Source organism: Sphingomonas sp., assembly GCF_045810705.1.
Lineage (GTDB): Bacteria > Pseudomonadota > Alphaproteobacteria > Sphingomonadales > Sphingomonadaceae > Sphingomicrobium.
Window position 1 is genome coordinate 352,331 of record NZ_JBJMVI010000019.1, and the last position, 23,410, is coordinate 375,740.

The window sequence follows — 23,410 nt, forward strand, 5'->3', positions numbered from 1 at the left end:
GCGGAGCCGCCTTCGTTGCATCTTGGGGAATCAACCGCCGCATGACCCGCCCGCGCTTCAACCGCATCCTGCTCAAGCTGTCGGGCGAAGCTTTGATGGGGACGGGCCAGTTCGGCATCGACCCGGAAACGGTCGACCGCATGGCCGGCGAGATCGCCGCCGCCAAGGCGCAGGGGCATGAGCTGTGTGTCGTCGTCGGCGGCGGCAACATCTTCCGCGGCATGGCCGCCGCCGCCAAGGGTTTCGATCGGGCGACGGCGGATTATATGGGGATGCTGGCGACGGTGATGAACGCGCTGGCGCTGCAGAACGCGCTCGAGAAGCTCGGCGCCGATACGCGCGTCCTGTCGGCGATCCCGATGGCGAGCGTGTCGGAGCCTTACATTCGGCGGCGCGCGCTGCGGCACCTCGAGAAGGGGCGGATCGTGCTGTTCGCGGCCGGTACCGGCAATCCCTATTTCACGACCGACACCGCGGCCGCGCTGCGCGCCGCCGAGATGAGCTGCGACGCGCTGTTCAAGGGTACCAGCGTCGACGGCGTCTATACCGCCGATCCGAAGAAGGTCGCCGGTGCCGAGCGCTATGACACGGTCAGCTTCGGCCGGGTGCTGAGCGACGACCTCAAGGTGATGGACGCCGCCGCGGTGGCTTTATGCCGCGACAACAATATTCCGATCGTCGTGTTCAACGTCCGCCAGCCCGGCAATCTTGCCGAAGTGCTGGCCGGGCGCGGGATCGCGACCATCGTCCAGACTGGGGAGTAAGGACATGACGACCACCGTCAGCACCGCTGATCTGAAGCGCCGCATGCACGGCGCGGTCGAGGCGCTGAAGCACGACCTCGGCGGTCTGCGCACCGGCCGTGCCTCGACCGCATTGCTGGATCCCGTCCATGTCGAGGTTTACGGATCCAACATGCCTCTTAACCAGGTGGCGACGGTATCGACTCCGGAAGCGCGGATGCTCTCGGTCCAGGTGTGGGACCGCTCGAACGTCGGCCCGGTAGAAAAGGCGATCCGCTCCGCCGGGCTCGGACTTAATCCGATTACCGACGGCCAAATGATCCGCCTGCCAATCCCGGAACTGACCGAGGAGCGGCGCAAGGAGCTGGCGAAACTCGTCGGGCAATATGCGGAAAAGGCGCGCATCGCGGTGCGCAACGTTCGCCGCGATGGGATGGAGCATCTCAAGACCGATGAGAAAAAGCACGAGATCAGCGAAGACGAGCGCAAGCGGCTCGAGCATGAAGTGCAGAAACTCACTGACGAAACGATCAACGAGATCGACGACGCCGCTGCATCCAAGGAAAAGGAAATCCTCGGCAAGTGACTTTGGCACCGGCCCCGATCGAGGGCGCGGCCGGGCCCGGAAGCGGCAACAGGGTTCCGCGCCCGATACCAAGGCACGTCGCGATCATCATGGACGGCAATGGCCGCTGGGCGAAGCAGCGCGGGCTGCCCCGAGCGGCGGGGCATCGCGCCGGTGCAGAAGCGGTCCGGCGTGCGCTTCAGGCTGCGGCCGATCATGGTGTTGAAGTGCTCACCATCTACGCCTTCTCGTCGGAGAACTGGCGGCGCAGCACGGAAGAGATCGCCGACCTCACCGCGCTCATGCGCTTCTATCTGGAGCGCGAGATTAAGACGCTCGACAAGGAAGGAGTGCGGCTGAGATTGATCGGCGATCATTCGGCGTTCGGCGGAGAGCTGGTTGACCGGCTCGAGAAGGCGGTCGAGCGGACCGCGTCGAACGACCGGCTGACGCTGGTCATTGCGCTGAGCTACGGATCGCGTGCCGAAATCACGGCCGCGGCCCGGCGCCTGGCAGTGAAGGCAGCCGCCGGCGAGATCGACCCCGCCTCGATCGATGAGGCGGCAATTGGGGCCGAGTTGCAGACTGCCGGCCTGCCCGAGCTCGACCTGTTGATCCGCACTTCCGGCGAGCAGCGGTTATCGAACTTCCTGCTGTGGCAGGCGGCCTATGCCGAGCTATTGTTTGTGGACACGCTATGGCCCGACTTCGACGAGCAGACGTTCGCGGAGGCACTCAAAGTTTACGCCGCGCGCGAGCGCCGGTTCGGCGGGCGAGGGTCGGCGGCTTGAACGAGCTTCTCGTCCGCACCGCCACCGGCCTGATCCTCGTCGCCGTCGCGTTGCTGGCGGCGGTCCAGGGCGGATATGTGCTGGCCGTTCTCGTCGCTGCAGTCGCCACTGCAATGTTCTACGAATGGACCCGTATCGTCCGTGGCTGGGGTGCTGTCTGGTATATATCAGGCTTCATCTACGCGCTTCTTCCAGCACTCGCTTTGCTGTGGGTGCGTGAACGCGACGCCCATGGCCTGGAGCTGCTGATCTGGGCGTTCATCGTGACGTGGGCGACTGACATCGGGGCATATTTCGCCGGCCGCAAGTTCGGCAAGCGCAAGCTCGCCCCGTCGATCAGCCCGAACAAAACGGTTGAAGGGCTTTACGGCGGCATGTTCGCAGCGACGCTGTTCGGCGGCGGCTGGGCGCTGGCGACGGGGCTGGGGAAACCGCTGCTCGCCTTGCCGCCGCTGTTGGCGATCGCGGCGCAGCTTGGCGACCTGTTCGAAAGCTGGATGAAGCGGCGGGCGGGGATCAAGGACAGCGGCAACTGGCTTCCGGGGCATGGCGGCGTCCTCGACCGCCTCGACGGCCTCGTGCCCGTGGCTGTGCTGGCGGCCGCTGCGCAGCTATTAGGGCTGACGTGACCCGCAAGATCGCCATCCTCGGGGCCACCGGCTCGATCGGCAAGTCGACGCTCGACCTCGTCGAACGCAACCCCGATGCATTCGAAGTGACCGCGGTCACGGCCGCGACCAACGTCGAAGCGCTGGCGGATATTGTCCGGCGCACTGGCGCGAAGCTCGCGGTCGTCGCCGATGAAGCCCGCTACAGCCAACTTGCCGAATTGCTCGTCGGCACGACCTGCCGCGTCGCGGCGGGCGAGGATGCGCTTCTTGAAGCGGCTGCGGGCGAGGCTGAGCTGGTCATCGCGGCAATCGTCGGCTGCGCGGGCCTGAAACCGGTGATGGCGGCAGTCGATTCGGGCAAGACGGTCGCTCTCGCCAACAAGGAAGCGCTGGTCACGGCCGGCGCGCTGATGACCGACGCCGCAGCCTCAAGCGGCGCGACGATACTTCCCGTAGACAGCGAACATAATGCTATCTTTCAATGTCTTGCCGGTAACCGTGGTGATGACGTCTCACGGATAATCCTGACCGCAAGCGGCGGGCCGTTTCGCGTTGCGTCCGCCGAGATCATCGGTGCCGCCACCCCGGCCCAAGCCGTCGCTCATCCGAACTGGTCGATGGGCGCGAAGATTTCCGTGGATTCGGCGACGATGATGAACAAGGGGCTCGAGCTGATCGAAGCCCATTATCTGTTCAAACTGCCGTCCCAGCGGATCGACATTCTCGTCCATCCGCAGTCGGTGGTGCATTCGATGGTTGAATTCGTCGATGGCTCGGTACTGGCCCAGCTGGGCACCGCGGACATGCGGATCCCGATCGCCTATGCACTCGCCTGGCCGGAGCGGATCGCAACCCCCGCGCAGCGCCTCGACCTGGCAACAATCGCGCGCCTCGACTTCGAAGCGCCCGACCTGGAGCGATTCCCGGCGTTGCGCCTCGCTCGCGAAGCGCTGGAAGCGGGCGGGGCGGCTCCCATCGTCCTCAACGCCGCCAATGAAGGCGCCGTGGCGAGCTTCCTTGCTGGCCATATCCGGTTTCCGGACATCGTGCGTCTCGTTCAGGAAGCGCTTAGCAGTGCGGCTTACGATGCGCCGCACTCAATCGGCGATGTATTGGAGATCGACCGCGTGACCCGCGACCGTACGAAGGCCATGATGACAGCGAGCTGCCCCTAAGATGTTGCCGAATCCACCCCTCTGGCTCGTACTCGTCGCGTTCCTCTGCGCGCTGGGTCCGATCGTCTTCTTCCACGAGCTCGGCCATTATCTGGTTGCGCGGCTCTTCGGCATCCCCGCCGAAACCTTTTCGATCGGCTTTGGGCACGAAATCGTCGGTTGGACCGACAAGCTCGGAACGCGCTGGAAGGTCGCCTGGCTGCCGCTTGGCGGTTACGTGAAGTTCGTCGGCGACATGACGCCGGCAAGCGGTCCGGCGGAAATGGAATCCATCCCCGCGCATCTGCGGGAGCGGGCGTTCCAGTTGCGCCCGGTATGGCAGCGGTTCCTCGTCGTGCTCGCCGGTCCAGCGGCCAATTTCCTGCTCGCCATCCTGATCTTCGCGGCGATCTTCATGACGCTGGGCGGCCCGAGCACCAACGTCATCGGCAAGGTTCTCCCCAAAACCGCCGCTTCATCGGCCGGGCTGCAACCGGGCGACAGAATTCTGTCGATCGCCGGCCGCGAGACGGCCAATTTCACGGTTATCCAGTCGGTTGTTGTCGCACACCCAGGTGAGACTGTGCAGCTGCGCGTCGAACGCGGCCAGCGGGTTCGGGAGGTCGCAGTTCATTTAGCCTCGGACGACGCGCCCGACGCCCTTGGGCACAAGTTCAGGCGCGGGATACTCGGCGTATCGCCGGCGCCTCTGCCGATCTACCGCGCGATCCCCGACGCGACCCGCTACACTTGGCTGATCACGCGCTCGATCGTCGACGGAATCATCGAGATGACCCGTGGGCGCGTTTCGACCAAGGAGATCGGGGGACCGATCAGGATCGCGCAGATCGCCGGCCAGGGAGCGTCATTGGGCGCATTGCCCTTTGTTCAGCTGCTGGCGCTGCTTTCAATTAATCTGGGATTCATCAACCTGTTGCCAGTCCCGATGCTGGATGGAGGGCATCTGTTTTTCTATGCAGTCGAAACAATCCGCCGCCGTCCAATCAGCGCTCGGGCGCTCGAATGGGCGTTTCGCGGTGGACTTGCCGTCATTCTTGCACTCGTTCTCTTCACGACCGTCAACGATTTGGGCTCACTTGGCCTGTGGGACCGGCTACAGCGCTTGATTGGCTAGAAGGCTTGGGGCAGGGCAGTAATCGGGGCTTGGCGGCGGAGCGCGCCGCAGCACCATTGGCACACAAGGCGGGGACGCGTGATTTCAAGGTCGAAGACTTTTAGCCGGCGCGCCGGCGCAATGCTCATGGTGGGAACGGTGCTCGGTGGCACATCCACGCCGCTCCTCGCACAAGTCGCTCCGGCGCCGCCACCGCAGCGGCCCGCAGCGCCCGCCACCGCGCAGCCGACAGTCCAGACACCAGCGGCCACGATCGCGCCCGCCGTAGCGCCCGCGCCGGCCGTGCGGACGATTCGCTCGATCGGCGTCCACGGCAACCAGCGTCTCGAGCCGGAGACCATCCGGGCTTACGCGAACCTCGCTCCGGGTCAGACCTATACCGCCGCGACGCTCGATCAGGCGCTCAAGGATCTCTACGCGACCCAGCTTTTCGCCGACGTAACGATCGGCGGCGCCGAGACCGGCGACCTCGTCATCAACGTCCGCGAGAATCCAGTGATCAACCGCATCATCCTTGAGGGCAACAAGCGCCTCAAGGACGATAAGATCACACCGGAGATCAAGCTCGCTCCGCGGCAGATATTTACCCGCAGCGCGGTTCGCGCGGACGTCGACCGAATCCTCGAGCTTTATCGGCGCCAGGGCCGATTTGCCGCGCGCGTCGATCCCAAAATCGTCCAGCTCGACCAGAATCGCGTCGACGTGGTGTTCGAGATTTACGAGGGCGATCTCGCCAAGGTTCGGGCGATCAACATCCTCGGCAACACCCACTTCTCCGACGAGCGGCTGCGCAAGGAGATGTACACGCGCCAGTCGGGCGGCGTCCTCGGCTTCCTCAAGTCGAACGATACCTACGACCCCGATCGCCTGGCCGCCGACCAGCAGAAATTGCGGGCCTATTATCTAACCCAGGGCTATGCCGATTTCCGGGTCGTTTCAGCGCTTGCCGAGCTCACTCCCGATCGGCGTGATTTTGTCATCACCTACGTTGTCGACGAGGGCCCGCGTTACCGCTTCGGCACCGTCGAGGCGGACAGCGCTCTGCGTGATTTCCCCAACGCGCAGATCGTGAAACTGGCGAACATCACGCCCGGCGCATGGTTCAATGCCAAGCTGGTCGAGGACACGGTCACCAACCTCAACGAGGCCGCCGGCAACCTCGGCTACGCGTTCGCCGACATCAACCCGGCCTACAACCGCGACGCCGAAAAGAAGGTGATGAACCTGACCATCAAGGTCGGGCCGACGCCGCGCGTCTATGTCGAACGGATCGACATCACCGGCAACACCTCGACCCGCGACAAGGTCATCCGGCGCGAATTCCGCCTCAACGAGGGCGACGCCTTCAATGCGTTGAGGGTCAAGCGCAGCCAGGACCGCATCCAGAGCCTCGGTTTCTTCCAGGAGAAGCTGGAGATCAAGCAGACCGAGGGTTCGGCGCCTGACCGCGTGGTGCTCGGCGTGAATGTCGAGGAGAAGCCAACCGGGCAGCTGTCGCTGTCGGGCGGTTATTCGAGCCTCGAGCGCTTCGTCATCCAGCTCGCGGTCAGCCAGAACAATTTCATGGGTAAGGGCCAGACGCTCGACGCGTCGGTCAACTGGTCCGTCTATTCCAAGTCGATCGAGGCGGGTTTCACCGACCCCTATTTCCTCGACAAGCCGATCCTGTTTGGCGGTAACCTCTTCCGGCGCGACTACCGCAACTTCAATTTCATCGGCAATAGCCGCAACACCACCTATTCGCAGGTCACGACCGGCGGCGCGTTGCGGATGGGCTTCCCGATTACCGAATATTGGAGCTTCGGCGGCCGCTATACGCTCCAGACCGATCGGATCTCGCTCGATCCGGCGACGTTCTACACCGATCCCGACGGCGCAGGGCCCCTCCCGGCGGTCTGCGATCCGCTCAAGGCCGGACGCTATTTGTGCGACGAAATCGGCAAGCGGCTCACCTCGCTCATCGGCTTCTCGACCGTGTATGATGACACCGACGGAATCCGCCCGACACGCGGCCAGCGCCTGACCTGGTCCGAGGACTTCGCCGGCCTCGGCGGAAACGTGCGTTATATCCGCTCGCGGATCGACGCCACCAAGTTCAAGTCGATCGGTGGCGGCTGGGTCTTCTCGGCGCACGGCGAGGGCGGCTATATCGCTCCGCTCCAGAAATCGCCGGGCCCCGGACGTGACGCTGTCCGCCTGACCGACCGCTTCTTCGACATCGGCCTGCGGGGATTCGACATCCGTGGCCTCGGCCCGCGCATCCAGCGCGTTCCCTACAATGCCGACGGCACGCTCGATCTGACCAAGGCTGTCATTACCGACGCCATCGGCGCACGCGCCTATTATATGGGCCGGCTTGAGCTGCAGTTCCCGCTCAGCTCGGGGCTAAAGAGTCTGGGCCTGAGGCCGTCGGCTTTCCTGGACGCGGGCTCGCTGTGGAGCATTACTTCGCCGCTTCTCCAGGATGTGCGCAACATTTGCACCCCGATCGCAACCACCACCACCGACGTGCCGTTCACCACATCAGCGGCGAATTGCAGTGTCGATTCGAACGGCGTCGCTCACGACCCGGCACTGTTCTTAGCGACCCCCGGCTTCCAGGAGCGCTTCCTCGGCAACTCGCCGAGGCCGCGCCTGTCGATCGGCATCGGCGTTAACTGGGTTTCGCCCTTCGGACCGCTTCGCATCGACCTCGCAAAGGCGTTGATGAAGCAGAAGGGCGACGACACGAAATTGTTCAGCTTCAACGTAGGAACTCAATTCTGATGAAAAAAATGCTCATGTTCGCTTCGCTCGCCACTCCGATGGCGCTCCCGACAGTCGCTGAGGCGCAAGCCATTCCGCCAGCCATCGTCGCGGTGGTCGACCTCGATAAGGTCAGCACCAATTGCAACGCGTGCAAGACCGCGGCGGCGGCGCTGAGGTCGCAGGTTCAGGCGTACCAGGGCCGCGAAGGCGCGCTGGCCACGCCGCTCCAGACCGAAGGCAAATCGCTTCAGGCCGCGGTGGATGCCCTCGGGGGCAAGGAGCCGGACGCCGCGCTTAAGGCGCGCATCACGGCTTTCCAGAACAAGCAACAGCAAGCGGCGCAGGAACTTCAGCGACAGCAGCAGCAAATCCAGCGCAATCAGCAATTTGTCCAGAAGCAGATCGGCGACAAGCTCGGCCCTATCTACAGTCAGGTGATGCAACGTCGTGGCGCCAACCTCATGGTCGAAGTCGGCTCGACGCTGGCGACGGCGAGCGCGCTCGATGTGTCCAATGATGTGGTTGCGGGGCTCAATGTCGCCCTGCCGGCGATCCAGACGAACGCCCCCGCCGCACCCGCGACGCCGCAACCGCAGGGCCGCTAGATACTGATGACTGAAAGCGCCGCCATCGGTCCGCTCGACATCAAGCGGGTGATGGCGGCGCTGCCGCATCGTTATCCGATGCTGCTCGTCGACCGGATCGAGAGCCTCGATCCGGACAAGGGCATCGTCGCGATCAAGGCGGTGACAATCAACGAGCCGTTCTTCCAAGGGCATTTCCCGGCACGACCGATCATGCCGGGCGTGCTGATCATCGAAGCGCTCGCCCAGGCCGCGGGCGTTCTCGCGGTCGAGGCGCTCGGCCTCGCCGGCTCGGGCAAGCTTGTCTACTTCATGGCCATCGAAGGCGCCAAGTTTCGGCAGCCCGTTGAACCCGGGGTTCTCCTCAAGCTCGAGGTCGAGTTCGTCCAGAAGCGTTCGAGCGTATGCAAGTTCGCCGGCCGCGCGAGCGTCGACGGCAACCTCGCCGCAGAGGCGAGCTTCACGGCGATGATCGCCGATCCGCCAGCCTGATCCCCGCGAACATTGCTCGGCCTTCGGTATGGTAGCCGGCGACTTCCTGATAGTTGGCGCCCAACAGGTTCGAACCGCGCGCAAAAAGCTCAACGCCGGGCCTGATCGTGTAAGCGACCCGCCCGCCGGCAAGCCAGTAAGGCTTCACGCGCGCAATTCCGAACGGCGGAACTTCCAAGACGTCGAGATGCGAACCTGCATATGCAATTGACGCGCCATAGCTCCAGGGGCCGCTGCTCCCGTCAGCTACGACCGCGCCGCTGTGCTTGGGCCGGCGGAGTTCACGAACTTGCCGTCCCGATATCGTATCCGGCTGGGTCGCGTGCAGGAACGAATAATTGCCGCTGAGGCGGAGGTGCGGTTTGATCTGCCAGCCGATTTCAGCCTCCACGCCCCAACGATTGCTGACTTGATCGCTATTGGCCGTGCTCAGCAGGAAGGTCGCCGGATTGAACACATCGACGATCTCATGGCGCAGGCGCTGCCGATAGGCTGTCATGGACGCGCTGACGGTTGACCGACGAAAGCGCAGCGACCCTTCGAATCCGCGAGACGTTTCCGGCTCCAGCGACGGGTTGCCAATAAAGTTGTTGGGGAAGGTCCCGTAGAGGTCGAAAAAGGTTGGCTGCGCCATTCCTTCGGCGAACGAGCCGGCGAGCGCGAATCCCCGGCCGACATCCGCGAGCGCAGAAGCGCGGAAGGTCGTCGCGTCCTTGAACCGGTCAAAGAAATCGCGGCGAAGCGCGACGTCGGCGACGACCGGACCGCCTTTCGCGCGCCACTCCGCCGTAAGCGCGCTGTGACGGCGGCCACGGTCCTGATCGGTGGATAGGCCCGAGCTCTGGCCTCGAGCATGGAAAGTTTCGCGCTCCGTCTCTGCTGCCAAGATCAGAGTCTGATCCAATGCCCCGGCAGAGAATTGTCGCTCGACTTGGGCGTCGACGGTGCGGCGTGTTCCGCTTGTGCGGTTCACCGGCGTGTCGGCAAGGAAGTTCCGGTTCGACGAGTTTAGCAGCGACGCGCCGATATGCCCCTTCAACAGGGATGCCTTGCTGCCATACTCGACCCAGACACGCCCTGCATCAAGCTGGTTCCGGCTGTTGTCGAGCGTGTCGGTCCGCGCAAATGTGACCGGGTCATAACCATCGAACTCGCTGTATCCGCTCAGTGCGAAGCCCGCAGCGCCAAGTCGAACATTCGGGGTCAACGCGGCCAAAGCCCGCAGCCGCGCGGCTAGATTGTGATAGCCATCCCTATCACCGCCGGGTGCGCCGAAGCTATCGATACCCGTTGCCCGCTGCCAGCCGACGGCACCGGCCAGAAGTGTCTCTCCGCTGGAAATTGCGGCGGAACCGCTGCCGCGCGCGAATCCATAGGAACCGGCTTCGGCGGCCGCCGCGTACCCCGCGTGGTCGTTCGTGCCATTGACGGCGATGACACCGCCGATTGCGTCCGAGCCCCACAAGGCCGATTGTGGGCCGCGAAGCACCTCGATGCGAGAGGCGATGTCTGCGTTCAGCAGCTCGAAGCGAGCGAAATCGCCGCTCGCGGGGTCGTTCGCCCGAATGCCGTCGATGAAGAGCAAGGTGTGGTTGTTCTCAGCCCCGCGGATGCGAACTTCGGTGAAGGACCCGGCAGGCCCCGATGTTGCGACTGCCACGGAGGGCGTCAGCCGCAGCAGGGTGCTGACCAGCGGCTCATCGAGCCGCTTGATCCTTTGCTGGTCGATAATGGTGACGCTCGCGGGGGTTTGCGCTTCCTGCTGCGGAACGCGCGAGGCGGTGATGACGATCTGGTTGGTGTCTATTGGCAATGCGGGCATGTGATCCTCCCTGTTGACGAACCTGTCGTCACAGAGGGATGCGCCGCCTGAAGGCAGCGAGGCCCACGCCCCGCGGCTGGACCCGGCCGAGGAAACGGACGACGGACCAAGGCAGGTTCCTGACTTGCCGAGCAAGCTCGGCTTCACAGTTGCGGGCACAGCGCCGGATTTTCGCCGGCTTCCCTTTGAACCGCCCCCGCCGGACTTGCGTCCGTGGGCGGCACCCCAGTCGAAGCCGTGCTAAGCTCGCCCGTGGCGGGCTGTCAAATTGTGCTTGTCGCGGCTAAGGGGAGGCCCATGACAGTCAACTACAGCCGCATCGTCGCTATCCTGTCCGCGATCCTCGTCGCCGCCGTCCTGCGCCTGGTTCCGCATCCGCCCAACTTCACGCCGATCGGAGCGATGGCCTTGTTCAGCGGCGCCTATCTCGGCCGCCGCCCGCTGGCCTTCGCCGCACCTCTGGGTGCCATGTTGCTTAGCGATGCCATACTCGGTTTCTATTCGGGGATGTGGATCACTTATCTGGCGGTTACGCTGATCGTGCTGGTGGGGTGGGTCGCCCTGTCTCGGGTCTCAGTGCTGCGCGTTGCCGGCGCCGCACTCGCCAGCGCAATCGTCTTTTTCCTGGTCAGCAACTTCGGGACCTGGGCGCTAAGCGGCATGTATCCCCATACCGCCGGCGGGCTCGTCGGCTGCTATGTCGCGGCGATTCCCTTCTTCCAGAACACGCTCGCCGGCGACCTGTTCTACGCAACGCTGCTGTTCGGTGGCTTGCGCGTGGCCGAGCATGCCGCGCCCCGGCTGCGGCAGGGCAGGGCGCCGCAAGCGGCCTGATCCGCCGGTTGGTTGCAACTTTTCGACCGCCCCTGTAGAGGCGCCGCTCAACTTGTTGCCGCTGGTCGGAAACCAGCAGCTAACTCAAGGAAAAATAACATGAAGTCCGGCGCTCATCCCGATTATCACATGATCAACGTCGAAATGACCGACGGCACCAAGTTCCAGACGCGTTCGACCTGGGGCAAGGAAGGCGACACCCTCCACCTCGACATTGACCCGAAAGTGCACCCGGCCTGGACCGGCGGCAACCAGAAGCTGCTCGATACGGGCGGCCAGGTCGCGCGTTTCAACAAGCGCTTCGGCGGGTTGACGCTCGGTAAGAAATAAGCAGCTTGCTCCGCGAAGCACCGCGGATTGAAACCGACCGGCTTGTCCTGCGGCATTGGCGCAAGGACGACTTCCGCCCCTATCACGCGATCCTTCGCCAGCCCGAGGTCCATCGTCATTTCGGACCTGCGCCCGCAACGGCGGAAGACTGCTGGCGCCGCCTGCTCGCGGCCGTGGGCAATTGGCAATTCAACGGGTTCGGAACCTGGGCAGTCGAACGCAAAGCCGATGGCAAGTTGATCGGCAACGCCGGCCTGTTCACCGCCTGGCGCGATATCGAGCCCGAATTCGGCGATGAGCCCGAGATGGGCTGGATTCTGGATACCGAGACGCACGGGCAGGGGATGGCCTCGGAAGCCTGCGCTGCGGTGCTCGATTGGGCGAAGGACAATCTTTCCCCAACGCCGCTGTGGGCGATCATCGCCCCGGCGAACGCACCTTCGCTGAAGCTGGCCGAACGGCTTGGGTTCGAGCCGGTGACCGAGGTGGTCTATCACGACAGCCCAACCCTGGTGCTCAGGCGCCCGGCGTGGGGCTGACCGGTTAGAAGGCGCTCAAACCCGTAATCGCCCGGCCCATGATCAGCGCATGCACGTCATGCGTGCCTTCATATGTGTTGACCGTCTCGAGGTTCGCGGCGTGGCGCATCACGTGAAATTCGGCGGAAATGCCGTTGCCGCCGTGCATGTCGCGCGCGATCCGCGCGATCTCGAGCGCCTTGCCGCAATTGTTGCGCTTCACCAGACTGATCGTCTCCGGGATCAGCTCGTCTGCTTCGAGTCGGCGGCCGACCCGCAATGACGCCTGCAGACCGAGCGTGATCTCCGTCGCCATGTTGGCGAGCTTGAGCTGAACGAGCTGGTTGGCGGCGAGAGGGCGCCCGAATTGCTTGCGGTCGAGCGTATATTGTCGCGCGGCCGCATAGCATGCCTCGGCCGCGCCCATCGAGCCCCAGCTAATCCCATAGCGCGCCCGGTTGAGGCAGCCGAACGGCCCCTTGAGGCCTTCGACATTGGGCAAAAGCGCGTCTTCGCCGACCTCAACGGCGTCCATGACGACCTCGCCGGTGACGGAGGCGCGAAGCGACAGCTTCTCCTTGATCTTCGGCGCGGTCAGCCCCTTGGCGCCCTTTTCGAGTACGAAGCCGCGGATCTTCCCGTCATGCGCGTCGGACTTCGCCCAGACGACGAACACATCGGCGATGGGTGAGTTGGTAATCCACATCTTGGTGCCGGAAATGACATAGCCGCCCTGCACCTTCTGGGCGCGCGTCCGCATGCTGCCGGGGTCGGAGCCGGAATCGGGCTCGGTCAGTCCGAAGCAGCCGATCCATTCTCCAGTTGCCAGCTTCGGGAGATATTTCTTGCGCTGCTCCTCCGACCCGTAGGCGTAGATCGGGTACATCACGAGGCTCGACTGGACCGACATCGCCGAGCGATAACCGCTATCGACCCGCTCGACTGCTCGAGCGATCAGCCCGTAGCTCACATATCCAAGCTCCGCGCCGCCATATTCGTGCGGGATCGTCGCTCCGAGCAGACCAAGCTCGCCGAACTCGCTCATGATCTCGCGGTCGAACCGCTCTTCCATGTAGGCGCTCGTCACCCGCGGCAGCAGCTTCTCCTGCGCGTAGCCCTCGGCCGTGTCGCGGACGAGCCGCTCCTCGTCCGTGAGCTGGTGATTGAGATCGAACGGATCCTGCCAGTCGAACGGCAGGATGGCTGGCTCGGCCACGGCTTGGATCCCCGCATTTAATGAAGTCGGGCGGCTCTTAGCCGTGGCGCGCCAAACGCGCCACCCCGCCGGCGGTCACTGGCCCTTCGCCGCAACCCGCGTCCCAGTCGCGCCGCCGAAGCTCTGCTTCAGCGTGATCTGGAAGCTCGGGTGGCGATCGCGATCGCGGAACTCGTCGAACACGGAGATCGGATGAGCGCGATCAGGCCGGAACAGGATCCGGTCTCGGGCCGCATGGGTATCCAATGCGTTGTCGACGCTGAAGTTGACCGCCAGGCGCGGCGTCGGCCGATATTCGACGAACGCCGTCATGTAGGGGCCGCGGTTCATGTTGGTGTCGAATTCGTCCGTTCGATAGAAAGTGAACCGCTGATTGTCGTTAAGCTCGAAGCCGTACGACATTCGTCCCGTGTCGCGCCGTACCGTAAAGTCCCACTGCCACGCCGGCCAGTAGCCGCTCCACTTCCGCTGATTATGGCTGATCGGGTCCTCGACCCGAGTCCGTTGCAGTGTGCCGGTAAGCTTGGCGCGAAGCCCCGACCACAGGCCGCCGAGCGGTGCGTCGAGCGTCAATGACGCGAAATCGCGCTTGCCGGTGCCAAGGTTGCCCGGGCCGCTGAACGCATTGCCGCGGTCGTCGACGATCAGGATTTGATCCTGGAGCAAGCTGACCTGGTCGTGCCCGACGTCGAGCTTGAACAGTCCGTCGACGAGAATCGGGTGCTCGATGGTCGCGTGATATTCCCACGACCGTTGCGGTTGAAGATCGGCGTTGCTTCCCGTGACGCGTTTGACCGAGAGGTCGCCGAAACTGATGAAATCATAGAAATTCAGCTGCGCCACGGTCCGGCGGATGGAGAGCTGGCTGTGCCAGCCGCCGCCAAGCTTCCAGTCGACCGTCAGGCTGGGCTTCAAGAATTTCAGCGTCCGGTTCGCGGTAGCGTCTCCGCTGACCCGTAGATTTGAGAATTCGTAATTGATCCCACCGTCGATCCGCAGCGACGGCGACAGCGTCTTGCCGACGTTGACATAGACTTCGCCGCGCTTCTCCTTGACCGTCGCATTGGCGATCGGAAGGTCGATCCGCTCTTCCTGGCCGTTCTCGTCGATCGCGAACAAATCGGTGCTGTCGAGCAAGGTATTATACGACGCCTCTGCACCGGCTTCGAAGGACAGCCCCAAAAGGTTGGCGCGCGTCCAGCTGACGCGCCCGATGGTCTCGTTCCGATGCGCACGTACATGTTGCTCAAACCCGCCATCGACCGCAGCATTGTTGGACAGCAGGCCATCGTGCTGAATGTATTGATCGACGTCGTTGCGCTTGCGCCGCGTCGCCAGCGCGACGAACTTCAAGGCGCCCTTGGCCAGTGGCCGGGTGACATCTCCGCCCAGCTCGACCACCGGGTCGCGGTAGGTCTGGATCAAATTGTCGTCGTGCTGTGGCGCGCCGGTGGGCGTTACGCGGTTACTCTGAAACAAGTCGAAGCTGCTCGGCTGCCAGCGGGCATTGAGATGGAAAGCCTTATCAGATCCATGCTCGACGCCCCAAGCGGCGGACACGAACGGATCCTTGTTGAAATAGCTGTTGTGCTTGCGCCGGTGCTCGAGGAGTTCGCCAGTGCTGACTACCCTGAGGTCGTCGTCGCCTTCCTCGATCTGGCGATTACGGCCTGTTCCCGCCGAGAAATTGAGAGTCGAAGCCCCGCGGCGGATCAGTGCGGATCCCTGGATGTCGGTGTTTATGAAACCGCTGTACCAGCGTTTGGCCGAGGCCGTGACGTTGCCGTCGATCCCGGACTGCTGCGAAAGGACCACATTGAGGACCTGGCTCTTCCCCGCATAATCCGAGCCGTAGAGGTCGCCCGGCCCAAGCTCGACGCGAATCACCTGCTGTGCCGGAATCCGCGACAGTGTGACATCGATCGTCTCCGCCTTGGTGCTTGGCCGCGCGCCGTTGATGACAACGTTCCCGGCGGTTCCGGCGAAGCCGCGCACGTCGACGCTGCCCTGCTGGGTCTGCGTCGCACCAAGGTCGAGCGAGAAGCCCGGGACACGCTGGACCATGTCGAGGGCGCTCCGCGGCGCATATTGAGCGAAGAAGCCGGCCTCATAGACCGTCGTCCGGCTGGCTCGCGCGGTTGGCTGGACGGGTGCGGTGGTCGCGGGTTGGGCGACCGCACCGTTTGCCACGGTAAGCACAGCCATTCCGGCCGTTGCGAGCAACAGCGTGCGCGTCACAATATCCCCTTTGGATGTTCCGCCGGCACCTCTATGCGACCTGGCTTTCCGGTCGCCATGAGGCGTCGATCAATCGGCCAACAGTTCGACCAAAGCGCCCATCCGGCATACGAAGCGACGAATGGACCGCTGTGGCTTCGTCAATGCGCTCGGCCGAACATCTTCATCTCGACGAGGTGGTTGACGGGCGGCATCGCCAACTGCTCACCAACTGCGTTCCGAACGAACTCGGGCGTGATGTTGAGCGCCTTCAGCTCGACGAGTTGGCTGACTGCCAAGTCGCGGTACCCGAGGTGTTGGAATCCGGCGATATACTCTGGCGTGATGGCAAGAGCACGCAGCTGCACCAAGTCATCGCCGGGTAGATTGGCGTAACCCACCCGAGCGAACCCGGCGATCCACTCGGGTGTGATCCGCAGCGCCTTGAACTCGACAAGGGAGTGGATCGTACCCGGCCGGTAGCCGGCTCGGGCCATTCCGCTGATGTACGCGCCGTCGACACCGAGCGCGGCGAGAGCCATCAAGTCGTCGATGCTGGGCGTGGGATAGTGAGCTGCGGCGACCGCATCGATGACCTCGCGCCGCGCGTTCACAGCCATCAGGCCGAAGGCCTGCTCGCGGTTCGCCCGCCCGACACCGCGGCTGACGAGCAGCTGCGTGAACGCCGCATTGTCGGTAAAACGGCAGCCACCGACCGCATAATTGCCGCCGCCATTTCCGGCGCAGTCGAGGTGCCCGGCTTCGCGGACTATGGCGAAGTGAAGCGGTCGGGAGCCGGCAGCGCGAAAGGAGGACACCTCCAACCCAACGAGTTCGGAGGGGAGGAAACCGGTCGACCAATTATTACGGTCAGCGCCATTGCTGTCGTCCCGAAAATTCGCCCGGATTTTCGCCGCGTCGCCATGTTGCGCTTCGAGGGAAAAGCGAATCTCGTTGCCGGGCGCTGCCGGGGCGGCCGAAATGATCGTGCCTAAGGCAAGCAGCGCGGCGGAGGTGAGAGCGAGACGACCGGTCATGTTGGTTCTCCTTTGGAGTCGGTGGGCAAAGTTCACCCGTTCGCCCGAAGCGGGCGGTTCGAATGCGGCATAGATTCAGATCGGGAGGCCAGGGGCGGAGGGTTCAGCCGTCGGGGTTCGGGTCCGGGTTCCACGCACGCGGCGGAACAGGGGGAATTGGGGGTACTGGCGGACGGGTAACTCCGATCGCCCTCAGCTCGACGAGATCTTCGGCGCTGCGAACTTTGAGCCCCGAGGCCTTGACCCGCGCTGCGAAGCCGGGATCGACGCCAACGGCGCGAAGCTCGATGAAATCGTCGATATTTCCCTGCAGGCCCGTCGCGCGCATCGCCCGGACATAGGCGCCCGTCACTCCGACGGCTCGCGCCTCGGTCAGCTGGTCGGCAGTGATGGATGGAAAACCGGCGGAAACGAGATCGCGGGCGAATTCCGGCGTGACCCCAACCGCCTTGAATTGGGCGAAATCCTCAAACTCGACCGCGCCGAGCCGCGGAACCGCGGCGCGCATCGCGCCGACATATTCGGGCGTCACCCCGACGGCCTTCATCTCGATGGCCCGGTCGATGGCCTTGTTGTGGTGGCGATCGGCCCAATCATCGGCATTCGCATAGGTGACTGAGGTCGCCCCATTTGCTGCGCGCGCGACGATTTTTTTGCGGCCGTTCGCGTCCGGCGGATAGATGGTCACCGTCGCCCCGTTGGGCCCGGTCGAGACGAGCTTCCCGTTGACCTCCTCGACCGTCGCGCCGTTCGGCGATTCCACGCGGAAATTCCGCTGCTGTTGGTTGACAATGTCCGGCGTCACTGCGGTCGCCGCCGCGACAGCGGTGGTCACCGACGCCGAGACGCCCCTGGCGATGATGTGGGGCAGGTCGGCTGCCTGGCCGGAACCTTCCGGATAAGAGGCCGCCGGTGAGCTTGCGGCCGCAAGACCGAGGAATCCAGTCGGAAGCGTCTTTGGCGCCGCTGGAGTGAACGTAAGCGCCGCAAGCGGGGCGGCGACGAGCACCGCGCCCGCAAACACGCCGGCTGCGAAACCGCGCGCGGCCGGGCCCCGCACCGACTTGCCGTCGAGCACGCGCGCCACCCGCCGCGCCAGCGAGCTTTTCGAGGGAGCGACACCATGCGCGCCAAGCAGCAGGCCGGGGCACTCGTGCCTGGCGACTCCCACCAGCAGCTGGGCATAATCCGTATCGGAGATGTCAGCGGCGAGCACGGTATCGTCGGCGGTTTCCTCGCGCAGTTGGTGCGCCTCGCGAGCGAGCGCCCAGACGAGGGGATTGAACCAGAACAAGGCCGTCGTAATGCGGGCGAGCAGGAGCTTGATCCAGTCCATCCGGGCGACGTGGGCGAGCTCATGGGCGATGATCGCCTCGGCTTCCGCGGTCGCCTCGACGGCCCGGCTGTTGAGCAGGATCACCGGACGCATCACGCCCCAGCTGATCGGCGAGGCGAGCTCATTGCTGGTGAGCAGCGCGGTGCCGTGCTTAAACCCCATGCGCCGCTGCGCGCGGGCGAGGGCACTCAACCAGTGCGCGTCGACGAGCACCTCGGCGCGTGCTCGGAGCGCGACCAGTCGGGCAAGGGCGAGAAAGGTGAGCAACAAGAGGATGGCCGCGGGGATCGCATAAAGCGCGGTCGACGCCGCAATCGGGTCGAGGACCGGATCCGCGGATGCGCGGTGGACGGAAGCGGTGGGTGCCGCTGCGACGGACATAGGCGTCGCGCTCGTCCCCACGACAGCCTTTGCGCTCACGGCGCTTGCAGCTGGCTGCGACACCGTCGCGGCCAGGTGAGCGCGATCCAAGATCGAAGGCGCTCGCACAGTCCAGCTTGGCAGGACGAGCGGGGCAAAAGCCACGATTACCAACGCCAGCAGCCCGACATGCGCGACCCACGAGCGCTCGGCAGCGGAGCGATTTCGCATCAGCTGGAGCAGGCCGAGCGTGAGGCCCGCGATCAGCAGCGACTTCAGCGCAATTCCGATGAGGACAGGCATTACTGGCCCCCCTTCGACTTGCGAGCGCGGGCAATCATCCGCTCGAGCTCGTCGATCTCATCTTGCTTGAGTTTGTCCGACATGCCGAGCAGAGCGCTCGCCGCACTGGCCGGCGACCCGTTGAAGAAGACTCGAACGATCTCGCTCAGCGCGGACTTCTTGGCGACGGTGTCCGACACCACCGGGCTGTAGAGGAAGCCCCGTTCCGATCCGGCGCGGCGAACATAACCTTTGTCTTCGAGTCGCTTGAGCATGGCTCGGACGGCAGAGCCGCTCAGCTGGACAGGCAAAGCATCGCAGATATCGGCAACGGCTAGGGCACCTCTTTCATAGAGGATGTCCACGATCTGGCGTTCACGCGGCGGCAACTTGCTCAGCACTGCTGTTCCCCTTTGCCCGGCAGAATCGCCTTGGGCGGACCAACATGTGCTACATTTGTAGCGTGAACGCAAGATGAATGAGTCTGCGTAAGCGGGGGCAGTGGCGGAGAGGGTGGGATTCGAACCCACGGTGGGCGTGAACCCACGGCGGTTTTCAAGACCGCTGCCTTAAACCACTCGGCCACCTCTCCTTAATGCCCGGTCGCATACCGTCGGCACGACAAGCTGTGCAAGGCGCGCGTCGAACCATGCTAGCGGGGTAGGGGCTCTCCACCCTAGCCTCGGCCCCGGTAGAGGAGGTCGTGTTGGGAACGAATGGATGGGCAGCGATCGGGCTCGCGGCGGCTTCGCTGGGTTCAGCCGCGCCGCCGGTCCGCGATGGTGTCCCGGTGCAATTGGCGCAGGCGAGCGGCCTCGAGCCATCCTACAGCCAACCCGTACCGGTCATGGACCCATGGTATGGCTACAAGCTGCGCCTCGCGGCGCTTGCTCGCCAGCAGGGTGTGCGTGAAGCCACCGTCCAGGCGAACGTTCCCGGGCTCACTCGCAACGAATGGGTCATCGAACTCGAGCGCACCGAACCGATCGCCCGCAGCAGCGGCGGGGTCGTCGGCGCGCTGCAGCCATATTTGCGCGCGCACGTCACCGAATCGCTGATCCGCCGCGGGCAGGCAAATTATTCCGACCACTATGACGGTTTGCGCAGCCTGGAAGCGCGCTACGGCGTGGATTCCGCGGTGCTCATGGCGATCTGGGGCCTCGAGACCAGCTACGGCAGGGTCACCGGCAGCACCGATCTGCTCCAGGCGCTTGCCAGCCTCGGATATTACGGCCGCCGCCGCGATTTCTTCGAAACCGAATTCGTCGCGGCGCTCAAGCTGATGGATGAGGGTGTCCCGCGCTGGCGCCTGAAAGGAAGCTGGGCGGGCGCGACCGGCTATCCGCAGTTCATGCCCTCGGTGGCGCTGCGGTTGCGGGCGGACGGCGACGGCGACGGATATTCCGACATTTGGAGCAATGAGCTCGACGGCCTCGCTTCAATTGCGTCTTATCTTCGTGACGCCGGGTGGAAGCCGAACATCCCCTGGGGAATCCCGGTCCGCACGCCCGCCAATCTCAACCGCGCCGCGATCGTCTCGCGGACCACCGCGTCGCGTTGTCCGCAGGTCTATCGGCGCCATAGCCGTTGGCTGACGATGCGCGAGTGGCGCGCCCTCGGCGTAACGCCGATCGGCCGCTCTATTGCCGATAACGAGATGGCGAGCCTGATCGAGCCTGATGGTCCCTATGCGACCGCTTACCTTGCGACCGCGAACTATCGCGCGATCCTCGATTATAATTGCTCGAATTTCTACGCGATTTCGGTCGGAGTTCTGGCGGACGCGATTGCGCGGCGATAGACAGAGCCTTCACCTTGAATTGAGGAAGCTGTCCAACTCCATGCCGCGCACCATGATTCTCGCCGCCGCCGCCTCGCTCCTCCTCGCAAGCGCTGCTCCCGCAGCCGCGCCGCAGTTCGATACGCCGGCGAAAGTCGCCTATCTGCTCGACCTGTCGTCGGGCGCGACGCTCTACGCCAAGAATGCCGATGCGCGCATGCCGCCGGCCTCGATGGCCAAGATGATGACCACCGACGTCGCGTTCGAGCTGATCGACAAGGGTCAGCTTCCGTTGAACAAGATGTGCACGGTGCGGCCGGAAACGTGGCAGAAATGGCACGGGCCTGCGGCCGGCTCGACCATGTTCCTGTCGCCGGGCGAGCAGGTCAGCGTCGAGAACCTCCTCAAGGGGATCGTCACCTTGTCAGGCAACGATGCCTCGGTTGTGCTCGCCGAATGTATCTCCGGAACAGAGCAGGCCTTCACCGGCCAGATGAACGCCCTGGGCAAGAAGATCGGGCTCACCAACAGCCATTTCGGGACCGCCAACGGCTGGCCCGACAATGGCGTCACTTACGTCAGCGCGCGCGACCTTGCGACGCTCGCCCGGTACGAGATCGAGCACCATTACAAGCTGTACAAGCAATTCTATTCGTTACCGAGTTTCACCTGGGGCAAGACGCTGGGCTCCAACCAGGACATCACACAAGCCAACCGCAACCCGATCCTCGGTAAGGTTCCGGGCGCGGACGGGCTCAAGACCGGGCATACCGACGAGGCCGGCTATGGCTTCACCGGCTCGGCCGATCAGAACGGACGCCGTCTCATCGAAGTCGTCGCGGGCCTGCCGAGCTGGGACGCGCGAGTCCAGGAATCGACGCGGCTAATCCAGTGGGGCTTCGGGGCGTGGCAGGCCAAGCCGCTATTCTCGGCGGGAGCCAAGGTCGGGGTTGCCAAGGTCCAGCTCGGAAGCTCTAGCCAAGTCCCTCTGGTCGCACCCCGGAACCTGGCTGTGACCGTCCCCGCCGGCCTCTCGAGCGGCACGGTGCAAATGAAAATCCGCTACGAAGGGCCGCTCGTGGCGCCGATCGCGAAGGGCCAGGAGGTCGCCCAGCTCGTGGTGACGACCGGTGACACGCCGCCGCAGGTCGTGCCACTGGTCGCGGGCGATGACGTTGGGCGCGCCGGCTTCTTCGGGCGCATCTGGCTCGGCCTCAAGTCGTTGTTCGGCATGGCGTGAGCCCCCGCGGACGATTCATCACCCTCGAAGGCGGGGAGGGGGTCGGCAAGTCGACCCAGCTTGGTGCGCTTGCCGAGGCGCTACGCAAGCGCGGCCTTGACGTCATCGTGACCCGCGAGCCGGGGGGGAGCGATGGCGCGGAGAGGATCCGCGACCTGCTGCTGAGCGGCAACGAGGATCGCTGGAATGCGCCGGCGGAAGCCTTGCTGTTCGCAGCGGCACGCGCGGACCACGTCGCGAAAACCATCCGACCTGCGCTCGAACGGGGGCAATGGGTTCTTTCGGACCGTTTCGTCGACAGCTCGCTCGCCTATCAGGGCGGCGCTGGCGGCCTCGGCATCGAGGCCGTGCGCGCGATCAACGCCTTCGGAATCGGCGACGATTTTCCCGATCGCTCGCTCGTGCTCACGTTCGAAGGCGGGGCTGAAAGGGCGCGCGCCCGGGACGCCGACGGAAGCGACCGCATTGGCGGCCGCTCTGACGATTATCACCGCAAGGTCGAGGCCGCGTTCCACATCATCGCGGCGGAAGAGCCCGAGCGCGTCAAGCTGGTCGATGCGTCGGGAACGCCGCAGGAAGTCACTGAGCGGTTGATCGACGCGCTGGCGGACTTGTTGCCGTGATCGTCGGCCAGGACCGCGCGGTCGACCAGTTCACAACCGCTTGGGCATCACGCAAGTTGCACCATGCGTGGTTGCTGGCTGGACCGAAAGGCGTGGGGAAGGCGAGCTTTGCGCATGCCGCCGCTCGCCGCGTGCTGGCGGAGGCCGCGGGACCCCCATTCGACCTGCCCGGACTGGACAGCGCCGGCAACCATCCGATGGTCAAGCTGATCGAGGCGGGAAGCCATCCGGATATGCGCTGGCTTGAACGGCTGCCGAAGGAGCGGGGCGAAGGCCTTGCCCGCAATATCAGCGTCGATCAGGTGCGCGGCCTCGCCGAGCTCTTTGACCTCAGCCCGGCGATGTCGGACTGGCGCGTCGCAGTCATCGACACGGTCGACGAGCTTGAGCCCTCCGGCGCCAACGCTTTGCTCAAAATGCTCGAGGAGCCGCCGGCCAACAGCCTGTTCTTCCTCGTCAGCCATGCGCCCGGCCGCTTGCTTCCGACGATCCGCTCGCGCTGCCGACGCCTCGATTTCCACAAGCTCGACGATGACGCCATGACGTCAATACTGACGCAGCATGCTCCGGCCCTCGCCGCGGCGGAACGCCAGCGCATCATTTCGGTGTCGTTCGGCTCAGCGGGACGGGCACTTGCGTTCGCGGAGCTGGGCCTGGCCAAGCTCGAGGATGCGGCCCTTGCCATCCTCCGGCAAGGCGACCCGACGAACGCCCGGCGTTCCGACCTTGCGTCCGAACTGGGGAAGAAGGGAGCCGCGGGCCGCTATGCCGCATTCCTCGACCTGGCGCCCTCCCTTATCGCCCGCGAAGCGCGCCGGCTGAACGGGGCTTCCCGCGAACGGGCGCTCGACGCCTATAGCCGGGCGCGCGAGCTGGCCGCGGTCGCACCGCGTTTGTCGCTCGACCCTGCCGCGACCGTGTTTCAGATCGGCGGGATGCTCGCGGAGGTTGCCGGCGCCCCTTCCTTGAAGCGGTAGTGCGCGGCGGCTAGG

Annotated in this window: 22 protein-coding genes, 1 tRNA gene and 1 riboswitch; of the genes, 16 read left to right on the top strand and 7 right to left on the bottom strand. The window is 64.5% G+C overall.

Annotation, left to right across the window (positions count from 1 at the left end):
- Positions 1-41: 41 nt before the first annotated feature.
- The 9 genes from pyrH to fabZ all read left to right on the top strand — a co-directional run bounded on the left by pyrH (position 42) and on the right by fabZ (position 8,823).
- The gene (gene pyrH, locus ACJ8FR_RS11310) at positions 42-764 is read left to right on the top strand and encodes a UMP kinase (protein ID WP_407828723.1); all 723 of its coding nucleotides are present in this window, start codon (positions 42-44) and stop codon (positions 762-764) included.
- Between the two features lie 4 nt (positions 765-768).
- On the top strand, positions 769-1,329 hold the full coding sequence (gene frr / locus ACJ8FR_RS11315) for a ribosome recycling factor (RefSeq protein WP_407828724.1): 561 nt from the start codon (positions 769-771) through the stop codon (positions 1,327-1,329).
- Positions 1,326-2,099, top strand: coding sequence for an isoprenyl transferase (locus ACJ8FR_RS11320; RefSeq protein WP_407828725.1), 774 nt, complete (start codon positions 1,326-1,328; stop codon positions 2,097-2,099). The genes frr and ACJ8FR_RS11320 overlap by 4 nt, the downstream gene beginning before the upstream one ends.
- Positions 2,096-2,728 carry a phosphatidate cytidylyltransferase gene (locus ACJ8FR_RS11325; RefSeq protein WP_407828726.1) on the top strand — a complete coding sequence of 211 codons (633 nt, stop codon included), beginning with the start codon at positions 2,096-2,098 and terminating at the stop codon, positions 2,726-2,728. The genes ACJ8FR_RS11320 and ACJ8FR_RS11325 overlap by 4 nt, the downstream gene beginning before the upstream one ends.
- A complete protein-coding gene (locus ACJ8FR_RS11330; protein ID WP_407828727.1) occupies positions 2,725-3,885 on the top strand; it encodes a 1-deoxy-D-xylulose-5-phosphate reductoisomerase in 1,161 nt (386 codons plus the stop codon). The genes ACJ8FR_RS11325 and ACJ8FR_RS11330 overlap by 4 nt, the downstream gene beginning before the upstream one ends.
- A 1-nt stretch (position 3,886) precedes the next feature.
- A complete protein-coding gene (locus ACJ8FR_RS11335; RefSeq protein ID WP_407828728.1) occupies positions 3,887-4,999 on the top strand; it encodes a M50 family metallopeptidase in 1,113 nt (370 codons plus the stop codon).
- 120 nt (positions 5,000-5,119) lie between these two features.
- Complete coding sequence (gene bamA / locus ACJ8FR_RS11340; protein ID WP_407828729.1) at positions 5,120-7,765, top strand: outer membrane protein assembly factor BamA; 2,646 nt, start codon at positions 5,120-5,122, stop codon at positions 7,763-7,765.
- Positions 7,765-8,352 (top strand): OmpH family outer membrane protein, encoded by a 588-nt coding sequence (locus ACJ8FR_RS11345; RefSeq protein ID WP_407828730.1) that lies wholly within the window; start codon positions 7,765-7,767, stop codon positions 8,350-8,352. Before bamA ends, ACJ8FR_RS11345 begins: the two co-directional genes overlap by 1 nt.
- Before the next feature lie 6 nt (positions 8,353-8,358).
- The gene (fabZ, locus tag ACJ8FR_RS11350; RefSeq protein ID WP_407828731.1) at positions 8,359-8,823 is read left to right on the top strand and encodes a 3-hydroxyacyl-ACP dehydratase FabZ; all 465 of its coding nucleotides are present in this window, start codon (positions 8,359-8,361) and stop codon (positions 8,821-8,823) included.
- Here fabZ and ACJ8FR_RS11355 read toward each other — a convergent pair.
- The gene (locus tag ACJ8FR_RS11355; protein WP_407828732.1) at positions 8,792-10,645 is read right to left on the bottom strand and encodes a TonB-dependent receptor plug domain-containing protein; all 1,854 of its coding nucleotides are present in this window, start codon (positions 10,643-10,645) and stop codon (positions 8,792-8,794) included. The genes fabZ and ACJ8FR_RS11355 overlap by 32 nt on opposite strands.
- 92 nt (positions 10,646-10,737) lie before the next feature.
- Positions 10,738-10,888, bottom strand: a riboswitch (cobalamin riboswitch).
- Positions 10,889-10,942: 54 nt separating this feature from the next.
- Between ACJ8FR_RS11355 and ACJ8FR_RS11360 the strand changes: the two genes are divergently transcribed.
- From ACJ8FR_RS11360 to ACJ8FR_RS11370, 3 genes are all read left to right on the top strand, one after another.
- Positions 10,943-11,479, top strand: a complete 537-nt coding sequence (locus ACJ8FR_RS11360; protein WP_407828733.1) for a DUF6580 family putative transport protein — start codon at positions 10,943-10,945, stop codon at positions 11,477-11,479.
- Between the two features lie 99 nt (positions 11,480-11,578).
- Positions 11,579-11,809, top strand: a complete 231-nt coding sequence (rpmE, locus tag ACJ8FR_RS11365; protein WP_407828734.1) for a 50S ribosomal protein L31 — start codon at positions 11,579-11,581, stop codon at positions 11,807-11,809.
- A gap of 5 nt (positions 11,810-11,814) precedes the next feature.
- Positions 11,815-12,348, top strand: a complete 534-nt coding sequence (locus ACJ8FR_RS11370) for a GNAT family N-acetyltransferase (protein WP_407828735.1) — start codon at positions 11,815-11,817, stop codon at positions 12,346-12,348.
- Between the two features lie 4 nt (positions 12,349-12,352).
- On the opposite strand, the gene ACJ8FR_RS11375 is transcribed toward ACJ8FR_RS11370, so the two are convergent.
- The 6 genes from ACJ8FR_RS11375 to ACJ8FR_RS11400 form a co-directional block, all read right to left on the bottom strand.
- Positions 12,353-13,543 (bottom strand): acyl-CoA dehydrogenase, encoded by a 1,191-nt coding sequence (locus tag ACJ8FR_RS11375; protein WP_407828736.1) that lies wholly within the window; start codon positions 13,541-13,543, stop codon positions 12,353-12,355.
- A 75-nt stretch (positions 13,544-13,618) separates the two neighbouring features.
- On the bottom strand, positions 13,619-15,781 hold the full coding sequence (locus tag ACJ8FR_RS11380) for a TonB-dependent receptor plug domain-containing protein (RefSeq protein WP_407828737.1): 2,163 nt from the start codon (positions 15,779-15,781) through the stop codon (positions 13,619-13,621).
- Between the two features lie 140 nt (positions 15,782-15,921).
- On the bottom strand, positions 15,922-16,833 hold the full coding sequence (locus ACJ8FR_RS11385) for a hypothetical protein (RefSeq protein ID WP_407828738.1): 912 nt from the start codon (positions 16,831-16,833) through the stop codon (positions 15,922-15,924).
- Between the two features lie 67 nt (positions 16,834-16,900).
- Positions 16,901-18,796: a M56 family metallopeptidase gene (locus ACJ8FR_RS11390; protein ID WP_407828739.1), complete on the bottom strand. Its 1,896-nt coding sequence runs from the start codon at positions 18,794-18,796 to the stop codon at positions 16,901-16,903.
- Positions 18,796-19,305 carry a BlaI/MecI/CopY family transcriptional regulator gene (locus ACJ8FR_RS11395; protein ID WP_407828740.1) on the bottom strand — a complete coding sequence of 170 codons (510 nt, stop codon included), beginning with the start codon at positions 19,303-19,305 and terminating at the stop codon, positions 18,796-18,798. Before ACJ8FR_RS11395 ends, ACJ8FR_RS11390 begins: the two co-directional genes overlap by 1 nt.
- Positions 19,278-19,367 (bottom strand) — tRNA-Ser (locus tag ACJ8FR_RS11400). Before ACJ8FR_RS11400 ends, ACJ8FR_RS11395 begins: the two co-directional genes overlap by 28 nt.
- A 114-nt stretch (positions 19,368-19,481) precedes the next feature.
- On the opposite strand from ACJ8FR_RS11400, the gene ACJ8FR_RS11405 reads away from it, so the two are divergent.
- The 4 genes from ACJ8FR_RS11405 to ACJ8FR_RS11420 are packed head-to-tail and all read left to right on the top strand — an operon-like array spanning position 19,482 to position 23,395.
- Positions 19,482-20,576 carry a lytic transglycosylase domain-containing protein gene (locus tag ACJ8FR_RS11405; RefSeq protein ID WP_407828741.1) on the top strand — a complete coding sequence of 365 codons (1,095 nt, stop codon included), beginning with the start codon at positions 19,482-19,484 and terminating at the stop codon, positions 20,574-20,576.
- A 40-nt stretch (positions 20,577-20,616) separates the two neighbouring features.
- A complete protein-coding gene (locus ACJ8FR_RS11410; protein ID WP_407828742.1) occupies positions 20,617-21,795 on the top strand; it encodes a D-alanyl-D-alanine carboxypeptidase family protein in 1,179 nt (392 codons plus the stop codon).
- Positions 21,792-22,418: a dTMP kinase gene (gene tmk / locus ACJ8FR_RS11415; RefSeq protein ID WP_407828743.1), complete on the top strand. Its 627-nt coding sequence runs from the start codon at positions 21,792-21,794 to the stop codon at positions 22,416-22,418. The genes ACJ8FR_RS11410 and tmk overlap by 4 nt, the downstream gene beginning before the upstream one ends.
- A complete protein-coding gene (locus tag ACJ8FR_RS11420) occupies positions 22,415-23,395 on the top strand; it encodes a DNA polymerase III subunit delta' (protein WP_407828744.1) in 981 nt (326 codons plus the stop codon). The genes tmk and ACJ8FR_RS11420 overlap by 4 nt, the downstream gene beginning before the upstream one ends.
- Positions 23,396-23,410 lie beyond the last annotated feature (15 nt).